Raw genomic sequence first — 18312 nt, forward strand, 5'->3', positions numbered from 1 at the left:
CGAGCAGGAATACCTTCCCAGCTGACATAGGACATCCCATGTCCAATTCTGGAGGCAGAATGAAATCCCCGTTCCCCCGCTCCCACCTGGCCGCCGGCGGTGCCGCCGTGGTCCTTGCCGCCGGCCTCGCGGGCTCCGCCGCCCTGTCCGCGCCCGAGGCCTGGGCGGGCCACTCCCCCTGCACCTCCGCCATCGCGTACGCCGCGGGCACCGACGGATACAGCGCGTTCCGCATCCCGGCGGTGATCACGACGAAGGGCGGCGACCTGCTCGCCTTCGCCGAGGGCCGGCACGACGGACTCGGCGACGCCGGCAACATCGACACGGTCGTCAAGCGCAGCACCGACGGCGGCTGCACCTGGGGACCGCTCACCGTCGTGCAGGACTCGGGCGACAACACCTCGGGCAACCCGGCGCCGGTGGTGACCGCCGACGGCCGGATCGTCCTGCTGACGACCTACAACGCGGGTACGGCCACCGAGGCGATGATCCTGCGCGGCCAGGTCACGCCCGACCAGAGCCGTCGCGTCTTCGCCCAGTACAGCGACGACGACGGCACGACCTGGACGGCCCCGACGGAGATCACCGCCGACGCCAAGCTCCCGAACTGGCGCTGGTACGCCACGGGCCCCGGGCACGCCACCCGGCTGACCGTCGGCGAGCACAAGGGCCGGCTCGTCGTACCGGCGAACCACTCGATCGCCCCGCCGGACGGTTCGGCGGACACCGGCGCCGAGGCAAAGTACTACGGCGGGCACTCGCTGTACAGCGACGACGACGGGCAGACCTGGCACATCGGGTACGTCGACGACAACCCGGACAACTACGTCAATGTCAACGAGACGGCCGCAACGCAGCTGCCGGACGGCCGCGTCTACTTCAACACCCGCGACCACAACGGGACGGCGCCGGGCAACCGGGCGGACGCGTACTCGGCCGACGGCGGGGCCACGCTGGTCAAACCGTTCCGGCCGCAGGACACGATCGCGGGTCCCGTCGTGGAGGGCAGCGTCCTGCAGCTCGACAACGGCCCCCTCGTGTACGCCGGCCCCGCCGACCCGGCCGCGCGGGCGACCATGACGTTGCGGGTCAGCCACGACTCCGGCGCGACCTGGATCGCCGGGCCGGCCCTGTCGGGGCTGCCGGCGGCGTACTCGGACCTCGTCCAGCTCGACAAGAAGACGGTCGGCGTCCTCTACGAGACGGGTGACTTCGGCGCCAACGAAACGATCACCTTCCGCCGGGTGGCCGTCTCCGACCTCCCCTAAATTCAAGATCCTTTAGAAGATATTGTCCCGGGTTCGTCGATCTCACCTCCGCTCCTCCCGCGGGAGACCGTTCCGCCCCTGTCGCTGCGCTCCGGGGACTCCACTGCCAGGTGAGTGGGGCGACGCATCATCCGCCGTCGCCCCCTCCCGCAGCCCCGGCGGCGAGCCCTGCCCCCAAGATCTGGTTTGGATCAGGGAATCGCACGTAATCATGGCCCAAGATTCGGGTGATTTCCCTGATCCAAGCGGGATCTTGGCGATCCAAGCGGGATCTTGGCGCGAGCCTGCGACGGGTTACGAGAGGCGGGCCAGGCGGGCTCGGACGCCGGCGAAGTGGGCGATCATGGCCGCCTCGATGCCCATCGCGTCCCCGGTCACGACCGCCGTGTAGATGTCCCGGTGCGTACGCGCCACGTCGGCCGGGGTCTCGTCCGGCGTACCGATCTCGTCGCGCAGCTGGTGGTAGACCTGCCAGAAGGCGCCGAGCAGCTGGCCGAGCAGCGGGTTGCCGAGCGGGACGTAGAGCAGGTCGTGGAAGCGCCGGTCGGTCTCCGGGGAGATCGCCCCGATCAGCGCCTCCGCCTCCATCTGTTCGAGCATCGCGTGGACGCCCGCATGGTCCGCCCCCGCGTGCCGCTCGATGAGCCGCCGGGCGAGACCGGTCTCCAGCACCTCCCGGATCTCGATCAGGTGGCCGAGCTGGTTGCGTTCCTCCTGCAACGTGATCCGGCTGTGGAAGGCCAGCTCGTCGACCAGGCCGGCCAGCGACATCCGGCCGACGAACATCCCGAACCCGTGCCGGATGTCGACGATGCCGACGGCCTGCAGGACCTTGAGGGCCTCCCGGACGGAGTTGCGGCCGATGCCGAGCTCCGCCATGAGTTCGGACTCCGTCGGCAGCGGATCGCCGGCCGTCAGTCCCCGCTGCACGATGATCTCCTTGACCGCCTCCTGGACCTCAACGGCCCTGCTCAGCCGCCGAGTACGCGTCGGCTGGCCGGGTACCTTGGGGCGCTGACCTGGATCACGAAACACCACGGACATCTCCTGGCCATCAGCTCTTGACCGGGGACGGGCTCGGCCCCTAGCCTGCACCTTACCGGACATGGGATGTGGGACGTCCAATGTCCGACCCCGAATATTTCCGACGATCAAGTTCGAGCCCCGACACAGACACCCCTACCTAGGAGGCTTCTCGTGCGCAGAGCTGATGGCATAGGCGTCGACTTCAACCGCCGCGACTTCCTGCGGCTCGGCGGGACGGTGAGCGCCGCGGCGGCGATCTCCGCCGCCCTCTCCGCCTGTGGCGGCCCCGCCTCGACCGGCTCGGCCGGTGCGGGTGGCGACAAGGACCTCGTCACGGCCGTGATCGGCTACGGCAACAACCAGAGCTGGGACCCGTCGATGAGCGCGTCGGCGTTCACGATGGCCGCCAACAGCCACATCTACGAAGGCCTGGTCGACACCGACCCGGTCACCCGCGACCCGTTCCCGGCGCTCGCGACCGCGCTGCCGGCTGACGTGAACGCCACTTCGTGGAAGTTCACCCTCCGGTCGGGCGCCAAGTTCCACGACGGCCAGCCGGTGACGGTCGACGACGTGCTCTTCTCGTTCGAGCGCGCGCTCGACAAGAGCACCCTGATCTCGTCCTTCTTCGCCTCCTGGCTGCAGGAGGTCAAGAAGGTCGACGACACCGGCGTCGAGCTCGTCTTCAAGTTCCCGTTCCCGGACGCACTGCGGCGGCTCACGATCGCCAAGATCATGCCCAAGCACATCTTCGGCGCGCCCGGCGGCTGGGACCAGGCCAAGGCGGGCAAGGCGGTCGGGTCGGGCCCGTACAAGCTCACCGCGCACAACCCCTCGTCGAACTCGACGATGGAGGCGTTCGCGGACTACAACGGCCCGCGCAAGGCCAACGTCAAGAAGATGAACTGGCTGTCCATCGTGGACGCTTCGGCCCGGGTCGCGAAGATCTCCGGCGGCAGCGCCGAGGCCCAGATCGCCGACAACATCCCGTACGCGAACATCGACCAGCTCACCAAGGCCGGCCTGACGGTCCAGGGCGGCAAGGGCATGAACCACATGTTCCTGATGTTCAACACCGCCCTGAAGCCGTTCGACGACGTACGCGTACGCCAGGCGCTGTTCTACGCGATCGACACGCAGAAGATGATCGAGGTGGCGCTCAAGGGCCACGGCACCCCGGCGAGCAGCTTCCTGAACAAGGAGAACCCGTCGTTCACGGCCGCCCGCACGGTCTACTCCTACGACCCGGACAAGGCGAAATCGCTGCTGGCCGCGGCGGGTGTCGCCGGCCTGACGATCAACCTGATGGCCGTCAACGTCTCGTGGATCGCCGACTGCCTGCCGACGATCGCCAACTCGTGGGAGGCGATCGGGGTCAAGACGACGCTGGCGCCGCAGGACACCGCCGCGCTGTTCACGAAGATGGACCAGTCGCAGGACTACCAGGTGGTCGCGGCCGCCTCCAACCCCAACCAGTTCGGCCTCGACGCCGACCTGATCCTGCGCTACAACTACACGTCCGGCGGCACGTGGATGAAGTACACCAAATGGGACAAGTCCACCGAGGCCAAGGCGCTCTTCGCCGCCATGGACGCGGCGACCGCCGAGCCGGACGCGACCAAGAAGCTCGACCTCACGCACAAGTACCTCGACACCATCGCCGAGCAGGCCGTCCTCTACCCGGTGCTGCACACCGAGCTGATGACCGCGTGGGACGCCAAGAAGCTCTCCGGCGTCCGCGCCCAGCCGTACCCGGGCATCAACCTGCTCCAGGCCCAGCGAGCCTGACGCAGCCCCGCCGACACCGCCCCTTCGAGAGGAGACACCCCCGGTGGCAGTGATCGCCCGCATGCTCGTGCGCCGCGTCTTGATCCTCGTCCCCCTGCTGCTGGGGGTCATCCTGTTCGTCTTCACCGTGATGCGCTTCTCCGACAGCAAGCCGGAGTACGCGTACTTCCAGGGGGCGAACCCGACGCCGGAGCAGATCCATCAGTTCCAAGTGGACAACGGTCTGCTGGACCCGTTGCCGGTACGCTATTTCCACTTCGTCGGCCAGCTGCTGCACGGCGACATGGGTACGAGCGTGCTCACCAAGGCGCCCGTGCTCCACTCGGTGACGACGGCCCTGCCGCTGACGCTCCAGCTCACCTTCCTCGGGCTGGCGATCGCGGTCGTGCTGTCCCTGATCTTCGGCGTGACCGGCGCGATCTTCCGCGACCGCTGGCCGGATCAGGCGATCCGGTTCGTGTCGCTGGTCGGCGTGGCCGCGCCCGGGTTCTGGCTGGCCCTGCTGATGATCCAGTACCTCGCGGTCGACCAGGGCTGGTTCCCGACCAGCGGCTACATCAACCCGGCCGACTCGCTCTCGGGCTGGCTGCGCTGCATGGCCTTGCCCGCACTCTCGTTGTCCTTGCCGGTGGCCGCCCAGCTGACCCGGATCATCCGTACCTCGATGGTCGAGGAGTTGGACAAGGACTATGTGCGTACGGCGATCGGGAGCGGGCTGCCGATGATCGTCGTGGTCGGCCGCAACGTGCTGCGCAACGCGCTCATCAATCCGCTGACCGTGCTCGGCCTGCGGGTCGGCTACCTGCTCGGCGGCGCGGTGGTGATCGAGACGATCTACTCCCTGCCCGGCATGGGCCAGCTGATGATCAACGCGGTACGCGACGGCGACCCCGCGGTGGTCCAGGGCGTCGTCCTCACCATCGCGGTCGGCTTCGTCGTCGTGAACCTCGTCGTCGACGTCCTCTACCTGCTGGTCAACCCCCGACTGAGGAGCGCCGCATGATGCGCAGTGGTCTCGCGAAGCGGCTGTCCCGCCCCGGAATCACCTTTCGCCGGTTGAACTGGGCCTCCTGGGCCTCGCTCGCCCTGATCCTGATCATCGTGATCGCGGCGGTCCTGGCCCCGGTGATCGCCCCGCACTCGCCCTACGTGCAGGAGGCCACCGGCGGCGGTCCCCGGCCCGGCTTCTGGATGGGCCTGGACAGCGGCAACCGCGACATCTTCAGCCGCGTGCTCTACGGCGCCCGCTGGTCGCTCATCATCGGCCTCGGCGCCACCGCGATCGCGCTCGTCACCGGTGCCCTGATCGGCGCGGTCGCCGCCACCTCGCGCAAGGCCGCCGACGAGACCCTGATGCGTACGCTGGACGTGATCATGGCGTTCCCGGGCATCGCGCTCGCGGCGGTGCTCGTGGCCGTCTTCGGCGGCGGCATCCCGGTTCTCGTGCTGGCGATCGCCTTCCTCTACATGCCGAGCGTCGCCCGGGTGGTACGCGCGAACGTGCTCGCCCAGTACGGCGAGGACTACGTGGCCGCGGAGCGGGTGATCGGGGCGCGTACCTGGCACATCCTGATCAAGCACGTGGCGATCAACTGTGCCGCGCCGGTCCTCGTCTTCTGCACGGTCATGGTCGCCGACGCCATCGTCTTCGAGGCCTCGCTGTCGTTCATCGGGGCCGGCGTACGCCCGCCGAACCCGTCGTGGGGCAGCGTCATCGCCGACGGCCGGACGATGGTGCTGCTCGGCGGCTGGTGGGCGACCGTGTTCCCGGGTGCGCTGATCCTGCTGACCGTGCTGGCCCTCAACATCCTGGCCGAGGGGGTCTCCGACGCCTGGGCGGCCCCCGCCGCGCGGCCGGTGCTTCCGGGTCAGCGCAAGGATTCCGCCGAGGCGCCGGCGAGCAGCGGCGGCGAGGTCGTCGAGCTGCCGGGCCTCGCGCAGGCCGCGCGGCGCCTGGCCGAACGCGCCCGGCCCCGGCCGACCGGCGATCCCGTGCTCGTCGTGGAGGACCTCCGCATCGGCTTCGAAGGCCGGCACAACGGCGTGGACATCGTCGACGGCGTCTCGTTCGGCGTACGCCCGGGCGAGGTGCTCGGGCTGGTCGGCGAGTCCGGTTGCGGCAAGTCCCTGACCGCGTTGACCGTGATGGGACTGCAGCCCCGGGGCGCCCGGATCGGCGGCCGGATCATGTTCGCCGGGCGGGACCTGCTGCGACTGTCCACGAAGGAGCGGCGCAAGCTGCTCGGCCACGAGATGGCCATGATCTACCAGGACGCGCTGTCCTCGCTGAACCCGGCGATGACCATCAAGGCCCAGCTCAAGCAGGTCGTACGCCGCGGCGGCAAACGCTCGCCGGCCGAGCTGCTGACGCTCGTGGGGCTCGACCCGGCCCGGACGCTCTCGGCGTACCCCCATGAACTGTCCGGGGGACAACGGCAGCGGGTGCTGATCGCGCTGGCGCTGTCGCGCGATCCGCGGTTGATCGTCGCGGACGAGCCGACGACGGCGCTGGACGTGACCGTGCAGGCGCAGGTGATCCAGTTGCTGCTGCGGCTGCGCGCGGAGCTGGGCTTCGCGCTGATCCTGGTCTCGCACGACCTGGCGCTGGTCGCGGACGTGACCGACCGGGTGGCCGTGATGTACGGCGGGCAGATCGTGGAGACCGGCGTGACCGCCGAGCTGGTCGGCGCGCCCGCCCATCACTACGCGCGGGGCCTGCTCGGATCGGTGCTCTCGCTGGAGGCCGGCGCCGAGCGGCTCACGCAGATCCGCGGCGTGGTCCCCGCCCCCGCCGACTTCCCGGCCGGCTGCCGGTTCGCCGACCGCTGCCCGCGGGCGACGGCCGTCTGCACCACCGAGCGCCCGGTCCTCGAAGGCGCCGAGAGCCATGAGATCGCCTGCTTCCACCCCGCGAAGATCCTGGAGGAGGCCCGATGAGCGCGGTTGCCCGGCCAAGCCTCGTGACGCTCGGCGACGTCCACGTCGTGCACAAGGCCCGCTCCGGCGGCTTCTTTCAGCGCGACAAGGTGTACGCGCTCACCGGCGCCGACCTGTCCGTCGCGCCCGGCGAGACCGTGGGCGTCGTCGGCGAGTCCGGCTGCGGCAAGTCCACCCTCGCCCGGGTCCTCGTCGGCCTGCAGAAGCCGACGGCCGGATCGGTCACGGTGGACGGTGAAGACCTGTGGCGGATGGCGGCCGGGCGTCGGCGTACGGCGATCGGGCGGCATGTCGGCATGGTCTTCCAGGACCCGTCGACCGCCCTCAACCGGCGGCTGCCCGTCCGGCAGATCCTCCGCGACCCCCTCGACGTCCACCGCATCGGCACCGTACGCGAACGCGACGAGCGCGTACGCGAACTGCTGGACCTGGTCGGCCTGCCCGCGAGCGTGGCGGACGTGCTACCGGGCCAGGTCTCGGGCGGTCAGCGGCAACGGATCGCCATCGCCCGGGCGCTCGCGTTGCGGCCCCGGCTGCTGGTCGCGGACGAGCCGACGTCGGCCCTCGACGTGTCGGTCCGGGCGCAGATCCTGAACCTGCTGCTGGATCTGCGTACGCAGCTGGGACTGGCCATGGTCTTCGTCTCGCACGACATCCAGACCGTACGCCGGATGAGCGACCGCGTCGTGACGATGTACCTCGGCCGGATCGTGGAGACGGCACCGGCGGCCGACGTGCCGGCCGGTGCCCGTCATCCCTACACGCGGGCGCTGTTCTCGGCCACACCCGGCCTGCTCTCGCCGATCGACCCGATCCCGCTGGCGGGTCCGGTGCCCTCGGCGACCCGCCCGCCGACCGGCTGCCCCTTCCGTACGCGCTGCTGGAAGGCGTCCGACGAGTGCGCCGCCGAGCTGCCGCCCGTGACCGAGGCCGGCCCCGGCCACCTCTTCCGCTGCCACCATCCGGTTCCCAACGACGCGACCGACCGCGAACTGATCAGTCAAGCCCAGGAGCGTTCATGACCACCGCAACAGCCCTGTCCGGCGTCATCCCTCCGGTGTGTACGCCGCTCACCCCCGACTTCGAGGTCGACACCGCCTCGCTGACCCGCCTGGTCGACCATCTGCTCGACGGCGGCGTCGACGGGCTGTTCGTGCTCGGCTCGACGTCCGAGGTGGCGTTCCTGCCGGACGGGCACCGCCGGACCGTGCTGGAGACCGTCGTCGGCCACGTCGGCGGCGCGGTGCCGGTCCTCGCCGGGGTCATCGACATGACCTCGCTGCGCGTCCTCGACCACGTCCGCACGGCGGTCGAGGCCGGCGTCTCCGGGATCGTCGTGACCGCACCGTTCTACACGCGTACGCATCCGGCGGAGATCGCCCGGCACTTCCGGGCCGTGCACGCCCGCTCGACCGTCCCCGTGTACGCGTACGACCTGCCGGTCTCGGTGCACTCGAAGCTCGGCGCGGAGCTGCTGCTGGAGCTGGCGGCGGAAGGCGTACTGGCCGGGGTCAAGGACTCGTCCGGCGACGAGGGCGGCTTCCGCGAGGTGCTGCTCGGCCGGCGCGACCGCGACCTGACCGGGTTCTCGGTGCTCACCGGCTCGGAGCTGACCGTCGACGCCGCGCTGTGGATGGGCGCCGACGGCGTGGTCCCCGGCCTCGGCAATGTGGACCCCCACGGCTACGTACGCCTCTTCGCGGCCGCGCGGAACGGGGACTGGGCCGCGGCGCGTACCGAGCAGGAGCGGCTGTTCAAGCTCTTCGGGCTGGTCCACGTGGGCGGCCCGCACATGGGGCGCAGCTCGTCGGCGCTCGGCGCGTTCAAGGCAGCCCTGCACCTGCGCGGGATCATCGACTCGCCGACGACGGCGCTCCCCCAGATCCCGCTCAGCCCCGAGGAGATCTCCCGCGTCGCCAAGTTCCTCACCGACGCCGGCCTCTAGCCCCACCCTCACCCGCCCCGCCCCGCTCCGCCCCAAGATCCCGTTTGGATCAGGGAAATCACCCGAATCATGGCCCATGATTACGTGCGAAAACCTGATCCAAGCGGGATCTTGGCGCGACCGCGCGGGATCTTGGGGCGGCCGCGCGGGATCTTGGCGCGGCCGCGCGAGGGCTTGGCGGCTACTCCAGGTAGGTGGCGATGCCGCGGAGGACCAGGTCGAGGCCGGTCGCGAACTCGCGCTCGGCCGGCACGGTCCGCGCCACCCGCGCCGTCTCCGCCAGCCGCGGATAGTCGTCCTGCTCCGCCAGCGCCGCGGTGCCCGCGCCCGCCAGCGACCCCAGCCCCTCGGTGGCCAGCGCCCCGGTCAGCCAGCTCAGCAGCGCCCGGAACGCCAGCACCCGGCGCTCACCGTCGAGGCCCGCCCCCGCCAGGATCTCCAGCAGGGCCTCACCACTCGCGCGTACGCCTCGCGAGGCCTGCCGGTGCACGAGCAGCAGCGGGATCACGTGCGGATGCGCGGCGACCCCGAGCCGGATGCGTTCGCAGATCACGGCGATCCGCTCCCGCCACGCCCCGTCCGGCGACGTGAAGTCGATCCCGCCCATGACGTGGTCGACGACGAGCAGTTCGAGCTGTCCCCGGTCGGGCACGTACCGGTAGATCGACATGGTCCCCATGCCCAGCTCGTCGGCGACGGTACGCATCGTCAGCCCGCCGAGCCCGTCCCGGTCGATGACGGCCAGGGCGGCGACGGCGAGTTGGCCGGGTGTGAGCGAACGAGGCCGGGGCACGGGTTGACAGCGTACAAGATACGCCTATAGCTTCGTAGGCGTACACCGTACTCTTACGAAGGATGTCGCGATGACCCGCCTGCTCCCCGGCGATCGGGCGCCGGAGCTCGACCTGCGTACCATCACCGGCGCGCCCGCGCCGCTGCCCGATCCGGCCGGGCGGCTCGTGCACGTGCAGTTCCGGCGGTTCGCGGGCTGTCCCGTGTGCAACCTGCACCTGCGCTCGTTCGTGCTGGGCGCCGACCGGCTGGCGGCGATCGGCGTACAGGAGATGGTGTTCTTCCATTCCAGTGTGGACGAGCTGCTGGAGCATGCCGCGGACCTGCCGCTGCCGATCGTCGCGGACCCGGAGAAGCGCTGGTACCGGCGGTTCGGCGTGGAGCAGGGCAAACGCGCGATGCTCGACCCACGGTCGTGGCCGGCGATCCTCGCGGGCAGCGCGCGCAGCCTCGCCCGCCTGGTGACCGGCCGGGGCCGGGCGCCGAAGCTGTTCCCCGACGGCGGCCGCTGGGGCCTGCCCGCGGACTTCCTCGTCGGGCCGGACGGGACGGTCCTGGCCGCCCACTACGGCGAGCACGCCGACGACCAGTGGAGCCTCGCCGAGGTCGTCACCCTGGCCACCGCCGCCGCCCCCGCCACCCCCACCCCCGAGACCTCCAAGATCGGGTTTGGATCAGGGATCCGCACGTAATCTTGGCCCAAGATTCGGGTGATTTCCCTGATCCAAACGGGATCTTGGCGGCAAACCCGATCATGCCGGCGGGCGGGGCGGGTAACCTTCGGACGTGCTGAACTGGGCCGGAAACGTCACCTTCGCCGCCGCGCGCGTCCACCGACCGTCCACTCTCGACGAGCTGCGGCACACCCTCGCCGGAGCCGCCAAAGTACGCGTCCTCGGCAGCGCCCACTCCTTCAACCGCCTCGCCGACACCACGGGTGACCTGGTGAGCCTGGCCGGCCTGCCGCCCGCGGTGGACATCGACACCGCGGCGTCGACGGTCCGGGTGTCGGGCGGCCTGCGCTACGGCGAGGTCGCCGAGGCCCTGCACGCCGCCGGGTACGCGCTGCCCAACCTGGCCTCCCTGCCGCACATCTCGATCGCGGGCGCGGTCGCGACCGGGACGCACGGGTCGGGCGTCCGCAACGGCAACCTGGCGACGTCGGTACGCGCGATCGAACTGGTCACGGCGGCCGGGGACGTGATCGGGCTGGACCGGTCGGACCCGCGTTTCCCGGGCTCGGTGGTGGCGCTCGGCGCCCTCGGCGCGGTCACCGCCCTCACCCTCGACCTCGTGCCCACCTTCCAGGTACGCCAGGACGTCTACACGGGACTGCCGTTCGACGCGCCGATCACCGAGGTGCTCGCCGACGGGTACAGCGTCAGCCTGTTCACCGATTTCGCCTTCTCCGGTCCCGCAGCCCCGCGTTTCACGCAGGTGTGGCGCAAGGCGCTGCCGGACGACCCCGGCCCCGCCGAGTTCTTCGGCGCCCGGCCGGCCACCGGCAGGAAGCACCCCATCGAGGGCGTCGACCCGGCCGCCTGCACCGAGCAGGGCGGCGTACCGGGGGCGTGGCACGAGCGGCTCCCGCATTTCCGGCTCGCCTTCACCCCCAGCAGCGGCGACGAGCTGCAGACGGAGTACTTCGTGCCGCTCGCGGACGGCCCGGCGGCCCTCGCCGCGCTCGCCCCGCTCGCCGCGCGGATCGCGCCGCTCCTGCTGGTCTCCGAGATCCGCACGGTCGCCGCCGACGACCTCTGGCTCAGCCCCGCCTCCGGTCGCGCCACGATGGCCTTCCACTTCACCTGGCGTCCGCTCACCGAACAGGTCACCGCGCTGCTGCCGGCGATCGAGGCCGCGCTGTCCCCGTTCGGCGTACGCGCACACTGGGGAAAGCTCTTCACTCTCGCAACCGACGTCGTCCGCTCGGGTTATCCGCACATGTCAGAGTTCGTGGCGTTGGCACATCATCTCGACCCAGCCGGTAAGTTTCGTAACGATTTCATGGAGACCTACCTGACGGACTGACGGCGTGTGTGAACGCCGGGCCCGCCGGGGTAAGGAGGTCGGATGCTCACCCCCGGACAGCGCATCTCCGGCCGCTACCGCCTGGGTACGCCCCTGGGCAGCGGCGGCATGTCCGACGTCTGGGCGGCCACCGACGAGGTGCTCGCCCGGCCCGTGGCGGTCAAGGTGATCAGGCCGGTGCTCCTCGCCCAGGGCGGCTTCGCCCAGCGCTTCGCGACCGAGGCCCGCATCCTCGCCGGACTGCGCCACCCCGGCATCGTGGCCGTCTACGACTACGGCGAGGACGGCGAACTCGCGTACCTGGTGATGGAGCTGGTCGCGGGGCAGTCGCTGGCGAACATCCTGGCCGACCGCGGCACCCTCGGACCGCAGTCGACCATGCGGGTGGTCGCCGAGGCGGCCGCCGCCCTCGCCGCGGCGCACGCGGTCGGCGTCGTGCACCGCGACGTGAAGCCCGGCAACCTGCTGCTGCGTGCGGACGACGGCTCGGCCGTCCTCGTCGACTTCGGCATCGCGACCTCGGCCGGCTCGGCCGGGCTCACCGAACCCGGCACCGTCCTCGGCACCGCGTTGTACATGGCGCCCGAGCAGGCGACCCGGGGCACGATCACGTCCGCCGTCGACGTGTACGCGCTGGGCGCACTCGCGTACCACTGCCTGGCCGGGGCGCCTCCGTTCACCGGGGACAACCCCGTGGCCCTGGCGTACCGGCACGCGTACGAGGATCCGCCGGCGCTGCCCGCTTCCGTCCCGCCCGGCGTACGCGAGGTCGTCGAACGGGCGCTCGCCAAGGACCCCGACGACCGCTACCCCGACGCCATGGCACTGGCCGAGGCCGCCCGCAACGCGACCACCGCGGCGGTCAGCGGGACGACAGCGGTGCTCCCCGCCGTGCCCCGCCGCCCCCGCAAGAAGCACGTCGTCGCGGCGGGCAGCGCCGTCGCGGCCGTGGCCGTCGGCGCGATCCTCCTGGCAGCGAGCCCCATGGGCACGTCGAGTCCGGGCGGCACGACGCCGTCGGCCCCGACGACGCACACACCCGGCACCGGCAAACCTGTCCTGGTCCGGACGACCGAACGCCCGACCGGCCACGCCACCACGAGCGCCACACCGTCCGCGGGCGCCTCGACCTCCGCTCAGGCGTCGCAGGCGCCCTCGCAGGCTCCCGCCAGCCCGTCGGCCGCACCCGCGCCGAGCCTCAGCACCCAGCCGGCCGAGCCGCCCAGCAGCGACCCGTCCCCCGCGGCAGCCGGATCCACGGCGCCCTGACCGAACCGCGGCGAAGGATGCCTCGCCCCACTGTGCTGGCAGTGGAGGCGCCCCGCGCCGGAACGGTCTCCCGCGCGAGGAGCGGAGGTGAGATCGACGAGTCCGGGACATGCATGTGCCCTTGAATTTGATCTTGACATCACGGTGTCAGCGGCGTGTGCGGGGTTTGTCAGCGCCATCCCGCAGACTTCATCGCGAAACCTGAAGGGGGAACGCGATGACCTACGCTTTCCAGGCCGAGGGCCTGGTCAAGCGATTCGGCGCGACCACGGCCCTGGCCGGCATCGATCTCGCCGCTCGGGCGGGCACGGTGCTCGGCGTCCTCGGGCCGAACGGCGCCGGCAAGACGACCGCGGTACGCATCCTCGCCACGCTCCTGCGCGCGGACGAGGGCCGGGCGACCGTGGGCGGTTACGACGTGGTCCGGGACGCGGCCAAGGTACGCCGTCTCATCGGACTCACCGGCCAGTACGCGTCGGTGGACGAGGACCTGACCGGCCAGCAGAATCTCGAGCTCATCGGCAGCCTGCTCGACCTGCGCCGCAAGGACTCGCGGAGCCGGGCGAAGGAGCTGCTGGAGCAGTTCGGGCTGGCGGAGGCGGGTGGCCGGGCCGCCAAGACCTACTCCGGCGGCATGCGGCGGCGGCTGGACCTGGCCGCGAGCCTGGTCGGCCGGCCGAGCGTGATCTACCTGGACGAGCCGACGACCGGGCTGGACCCGGTCAAGCGCGAGGACGTGTGGAACATGGTCCGGTCGCTGCTCGACTCCGGCGTGACCGTGCTGCTCACCACCCAGTACCTGGACGAGGCCGACGCGCTGGCCGACGAGATCTCGGTGATCGACCACGGCTCGGTGATCGCCCACGGCACCCCGGCCGAGCTGAAGCACAAGGTCGGCGGCCAGACCATCGTCGTACGCCCGTCGGACCCGGGTCGCTTGGACGAGGTCGACCGGCTGCTGCGCGAGACCACCGGGCACGAGACCGAGTCGTCCGGCCGCGGCGTGCTGACGGCGCCGGCCGACGACGACCGCGTCTTCACCACCCTGGTACGCCGGCTCGACGAGGCGGGGATCGGCGTCATCGAGCTGTCGCTGCGCCTGCCCAGCCTGGACGAGGTCTTCTTCACCCTGACCGGAGCGCCCGTACCGCACCAGAACGCGCACGACTCCCTGGAGATGGCCGTATGACCACGATCACCCTCGACGTACCGGCCGGGCGGCCGTTCGGGCTGCTGCGGCACAGTCTCGCCCTCGGCAAGCGGAGCCTGATCAAGACCCTGCGTACGCCGGAACAGCTGCTCGACGTCACCCTCCAACCGGTGATCTTCATCCTCGTCTTCGTCTACCTGCTGGGCGGGGCGATCGCCGGGTCGACGCACGCGTACCTGCAGTTCCTGCTGCCGGCGATCACCGTGCAGACGTTGATGTTCGCGTCGATGGCGACCGGCACCAATCTCAACAGCGACGTCAAGAAGGGCGTCTTCGACAGGTTCCGCAGCCTGCCGATCAGCCGGGCGGCACCGCTGGTGGGCGCGGTCTTCGGCGACCTCATCCGGTTCGTCGTCTCGATCACGGTGTCGTTCGGCTTCGGTCTGATCATGGGCTTCCGGTTCCAGACCAACCCGGTCGAGGTGATCGGCGCGATCCTGCTGATGCTGTTCTTCGCGTTCTCGCTGTCATGGATCTTCGTGCTGGTCGGCGTACTGGTGCGGGAGCCGGGGGCGGTGCAGGGCATCGGATTCGTCACGCTGTTCCCGCTGACCTTCGGCACCAACATGATGGTCAAGACCGACACCCTGCCGAGCTGGCTGCAGGCCTGGGTGAAGATCAACCCGGTCACCGACGTGATGGCCTCCGTACGCGCCCTCACGCTCGGCGACGGCCCGATCGCCGGCCCGGTCACGCACACGCTGCTCGTGTCGGCCGGCATCCTCGTGGTGTTCGCGCCGCTGGCCGTGCGGGCGTACCGCCGCCGGGCCTAGGAGTAGGAGTTCAGACGGGGTCGGCCAGGGCGAGCGCGTCCTGCCGGCCCCGTCGGCGTCCCCGCGCGTACGCGGCCGCGTAGGCGTCCGGGCCGAGGGCGACGGTGGCACCCGCGATGACCTCCCGCGCGTCGGCGTTGGACTGGTCGGCCGTGCCGCGCAACGCCTCGGACGCGCCGATGAGCTCGGCCGCCGCCGCCGGATCGCCCTGGGCCAGCCGCAGGGCCGCCGTCGCGACCGCCACGTGCGCGGCGACCGGCATGTCCTTGCCGTCCAGCGCGAACTTCATCGCCTCGCGGATCTCGTCGCGCGCCTCGTCCAGCCGGCCCTGGTGGATGGCCACGTACGCGCGCCCGCTCTGCATCAGGGCGTGCAGCTGCGGGCCGACCATGATCGCGTCCTGCAACCGTGCCTGCGCCTGGTCGTAGTACTCGAGCGCGGACGCGTGCTCGCCCGCCTGCCGGTCGATCTCGGCCAGGGTGAGCAGCGCGAACGCGGCCTCCCGTCCGTTGCGCGAGGTCGGGGTGTTGCGGGCGAGGTCGAGCAGCACGGCCCGGGCCTCGGCCACCTCACCGCGCTTGGCCCGCAGCGCGGTGAGCCAGACGAGCTGGTGGTCGGTGCTCTCGTCCGAGTTGAGCTCCGCGGCGAGCCGGACGGACTCCTCCAGCGCCTCGATCGCCTCGTCGACACGCCCCCGCTTGCCGTACGCGTCGGCCAGCGCGGTCAGCGACATCGACAGTCCCCACCGCTCGCCCTGCTCCCGGAGGAGTTCGACGGCGTGGGTCATGTCGCGCAGCATCCCGTCTGCGTCGCCCTCGTTCTCCTCGATGCTGCCGCGCATCGAGATCAGGACGGCGCGTACCCACGGGTCGGGATGGCCGAGGCCGAGCTCGATCGCGGCCAGTCCGGCCTCGGTGGCGTCGGTGAACAGCGAGATGATCGGCTGGATCAGGGCCGCGAGCGGGTGCGAGGTCGTGACGTCCACCCCGGACATGATCACCGCGAGTTCGCGGGCCCGACCCATCTGGGAGAAGTCGCCGCCGAAGGCCAGGTGCACGATGTGCATCGCGAAGCAGACCGCCCGGACGTCGGCGGGCGCCTCGCCGGGCGTGTCCAGGGCGCGTTCGAGCCACTCCGTCGCGTCGGCCCGCCGGCCCATCACGTTCCAGTAGAACGACAGGTTGGCCGCGATCGTCAGCGCCGTCGCGGCGTCGCCGGTCTCGCAGGCGTACTGCAGGGCGGCCAGGATGTTCGGCTCCTCGGCGGCCGTCAGGTCGATCGCCCGCAGCTGGCCGGCCTGGCGCAGCAAGGGTTCCAGCTCGCCGGTCAGCGCGAGGTAGTACGCCGTGAACCGGGCGCGTACCGGTTCGGCCGTGCCCTCGTCGGCCAGCCGCTCCGACGCGTACTCGCGGATGGTTTCGAGCATGCGGTAGCGCGCGGCCGTGAGCGGGCCGGTCTCCTCGATGGGCTGCAGCAGCGACTTGTCGACGAGCGCGGCGAGGAGGTCGTCGAGGTCCTCGGGGCGGCGGCCGGCGATGCCGGCGGCGCTGTCGTGGGTGATCGTGCCGGGGAAGACGGCGAGCCGGTCGGCGAGGTGGCGCTCGTCCTCGGTGAGCAGCTCCCAGCTCCACGCGACCACCGCGCGCAGCGTGCGGTGACGCGGCATGGCGGTGCGGCTGCCCCCGGTGAGCAGCCGGAACCGATCGTCCAGCCGCGACGCGACGGCCTCCGGCGGCAGCGAGCGGAGCCGGGCCGCGGCGAGTTCGATGGCCAGCGGCAGGCCGTCGAGCCGCCGGACGATCTCGATGATCGCGGCGATGTTCTCGTCGGTGACCGCGAAGCCGGGGCGCACGGCGGCCGCCCGGTCGCGCAGCAGCTGCACGGACGGGTACGCGAGCGCCTGCGCGGCCGTCAACCCGGGGGCCGGCGGCCGCAGCGGCGCGATCGGGCAGAGCGTCTCGCCGAGGATGCCGAGCGGCTCCCGGCTGGTCGCGAGGATGCGCAGATCCGGGCAGCGGGCGAGGAGTTCGTCGGCGAGCCGGGCCGCCGCGTCGACGATGTGCTCGCAGTTGTCGAGGATCAGCAGGGCGGGGCCCTCGTCGAGGAAATCCGCCAGCCGGGTCACCGGATCGCGGGGCGCCTCGACCTGCGCCACCCGCGAACCCTGGACGCGTTCGCGCAGGTCCAGACCGCGCAGGACGGCCAGGGCCAGCTCGTCGGCCTCGCCGACCGGGGCCAGCTCGACCAGCCAGATGCTCGCCGGCCGCCAGTCGGGCCCGTGCGCCGCGCCGGCGGCGACCGTCGCCGCGAGCCGCGTCTTGCCCGCGCCACCCGGTCCCACCAGGGTCACAAGCCGCCCATCGCGCAGCATCCGGCCGATGCGCTCCAGATCGTCGGCCCGCCCGACGAAGCTCGTCAGCGCGGCCCGCAGGTTGCCGCGGGCGCGTACCTCCGGGCGGGCGGCGAGATCTCCGCGCAGCAGGGCCAGGTGGGTCGCCCGCAACTCCGGGCCCGGGTCCGCGCCCAGGTCGTCCGCGAGCCGCCGGCGGGTCCGCTCGTACGCGGCCAGCGCCTCGGCCGCCCGCCCGGACGCGGCCAGCGCCCGCATCAGCAGGTCGGCGAGACGCTCGCGCAGCGGCTGCGCGGCGATCAGCTCCTCCAGCTCGGCGACATCGGCGGTACGCCCGCACGCGAGCTCCGCCTCGATCCGGTCCTCGGTCGCGGCGAGCCGGAGTTCGTCGAGGCGTACGACGGCGGATTCGGCGAACGGCGTGTCGGCCAGCGCGGGCCCCCGCCACAGCGCCAGGGCCTGGGTCAGCAGCCCGGCCGCCCGTTGTGGATCGCCGCCCCGCAACGATGCGCGGCCCTCCCGCGCGAGCCGTTCGAAGACCTCGGCGTCGACCGCCTCCGGCGGCAGGTCCAGCCGGTAACCGCCGGGCACGAGCTTGACCGCGTCGGCGGGCAGGATCCGGCGCAGCCGCGAGACGACGGACTGCAGCGCGTTGAGCTGGTCGGCCGGAGGCGCCCCGGACCAGAGCGCGTCGGCGAGGGCCTCGGTCGACACCATCCGCCCGGGCGTGAGCGCCAGCCGGGCCAGCAGTACGCGCAGCCGGGCGCCGCCCAGTTCGGCCGGCCGCCCGTCGACGACCACCTCCAGCGGCCCCAGGATGTTCACGCGCACCCTGCCACTCTCCCATGCGCGTACCAGGGCGGGTGCTCCTCGGGTACGCGCGGCGCGGGGTGACCCGGCCCGTGATCGGGGATCACGACCACGGA

14 protein-coding genes are annotated in these 18312 nt (G+C 71.6%); 11 read left to right on the forward strand and 3 right to left on the reverse strand.

Going from position 1 to position 18312, the window contains the following annotated elements; translation table 11 throughout:
• Positions 1–59: 59 nt before the first annotated feature.
• Complete coding sequence (locus tag G401_RS0101215; protein WP_027341066.1) at positions 60–1268, forward strand: sialidase family protein; 1209 nt, start codon at positions 60–62, stop codon at positions 1266–1268.
• A gap of 294 nt (positions 1269–1562) precedes the next feature.
• On the opposite strand, the gene G401_RS0101220 is transcribed toward G401_RS0101215, so the two are convergent.
• Positions 1563–2306, reverse strand: a complete 744-nt coding sequence (locus G401_RS0101220; RefSeq protein ID WP_169734123.1) for a FadR/GntR family transcriptional regulator — start codon at positions 2304–2306, stop codon at positions 1563–1565.
• Between the two features lie 159 nt (positions 2307–2465).
• Between G401_RS0101220 and G401_RS0101225 the strand changes: the two genes are divergently transcribed.
• From G401_RS0101225 to G401_RS0101245, 5 genes are read left to right on the forward strand one after another with little or no spacing between them, the layout of a single operon-like run.
• The gene (locus G401_RS0101225; RefSeq protein ID WP_051365980.1) at positions 2466–4082 is read left to right on the forward strand and encodes an ABC transporter substrate-binding protein; all 1617 of its coding nucleotides are present in this window, start codon (positions 2466–2468) and stop codon (positions 4080–4082) included.
• A 43-nt stretch (positions 4083–4125) separates the two neighbouring features.
• Positions 4126–5085 (forward strand): ABC transporter permease, encoded by a 960-nt coding sequence (locus tag G401_RS0101230; RefSeq protein ID WP_027341069.1) that lies wholly within the window; start codon positions 4126–4128, stop codon positions 5083–5085.
• Positions 5082–7019: a dipeptide/oligopeptide/nickel ABC transporter permease/ATP-binding protein gene (locus G401_RS0101235; RefSeq protein WP_027341070.1), complete on the forward strand. Its 1938-nt coding sequence runs from the start codon at positions 5082–5084 to the stop codon at positions 7017–7019. Before G401_RS0101230 ends, G401_RS0101235 begins: the two co-directional genes overlap by 4 nt.
• Positions 7016–8041, forward strand: coding sequence for an ABC transporter ATP-binding protein (locus tag G401_RS0101240; RefSeq protein ID WP_027341071.1), 1026 nt, complete (start codon positions 7016–7018; stop codon positions 8039–8041). The genes G401_RS0101235 and G401_RS0101240 overlap by 4 nt, the downstream gene beginning before the upstream one ends.
• Positions 8038–8964, forward strand: coding sequence for a dihydrodipicolinate synthase family protein (locus G401_RS0101245; protein ID WP_027341072.1), 927 nt, complete (start codon positions 8038–8040; stop codon positions 8962–8964). Before G401_RS0101240 ends, G401_RS0101245 begins: the two co-directional genes overlap by 4 nt.
• 181 nt (positions 8965–9145) lie before the next feature.
• Here G401_RS0101245 and G401_RS0101250 read toward each other — a convergent pair whose 3' ends face one another.
• Positions 9146–9757 carry a TetR/AcrR family transcriptional regulator gene (locus G401_RS0101250; RefSeq protein WP_027341073.1) on the reverse strand — a complete coding sequence of 204 codons (612 nt, stop codon included), beginning with the start codon at positions 9755–9757 and terminating at the stop codon, positions 9146–9148.
• Between the two features lie 70 nt (positions 9758–9827).
• Between G401_RS0101250 and G401_RS42655 the strand changes: the two genes are divergently transcribed.
• From G401_RS42655 to G401_RS0101275, 5 genes are all read left to right on the forward strand, one after another.
• Complete coding sequence (locus G401_RS42655) at positions 9828–10448, forward strand: peroxiredoxin-like family protein (RefSeq protein ID WP_051365981.1); 621 nt, start codon at positions 9828–9830, stop codon at positions 10446–10448.
• 94 nt (positions 10449–10542) lie between these two features.
• A complete protein-coding gene (locus G401_RS0101260) occupies positions 10543–11784 on the forward strand; it encodes an FAD-binding protein (protein ID WP_027341074.1) in 1242 nt (413 codons plus the stop codon).
• Between the two features lie 42 nt (positions 11785–11826).
• Positions 11827–13053: a serine/threonine-protein kinase gene (locus tag G401_RS0101265; RefSeq protein WP_027341075.1), complete on the forward strand. Its 1227-nt coding sequence runs from the start codon at positions 11827–11829 to the stop codon at positions 13051–13053.
• Between the two features lie 217 nt (positions 13054–13270).
• A complete protein-coding gene (locus G401_RS42660) occupies positions 13271–14242 on the forward strand; it encodes an ATP-binding cassette domain-containing protein (protein WP_051365982.1) in 972 nt (323 codons plus the stop codon).
• Positions 14239–15036: an ABC transporter permease gene (locus G401_RS0101275; protein WP_027341076.1), complete on the forward strand. Its 798-nt coding sequence runs from the start codon at positions 14239–14241 to the stop codon at positions 15034–15036. The genes G401_RS42660 and G401_RS0101275 overlap by 4 nt, the downstream gene beginning before the upstream one ends.
• 10 nt (positions 15037–15046) lie before the next feature.
• Here G401_RS0101275 and G401_RS0101280 read toward each other — a convergent pair whose 3' ends face one another.
• Entirely contained in the window at positions 15047–18217 is a 3171-nt protein-coding gene (locus G401_RS0101280; protein WP_027341077.1) for a BTAD domain-containing putative transcriptional regulator, read from the reverse strand.
• Positions 18218–18312 lie beyond the last annotated feature (95 nt).

It is taken from the genome of Hamadaea tsunoensis DSM 44101 (genome assembly GCF_000428945.1).
In the GTDB taxonomy this organism is placed as follows: Bacteria; Actinomycetota; Actinomycetes; order Mycobacteriales; family Micromonosporaceae; genus Hamadaea; species Hamadaea tsunoensis.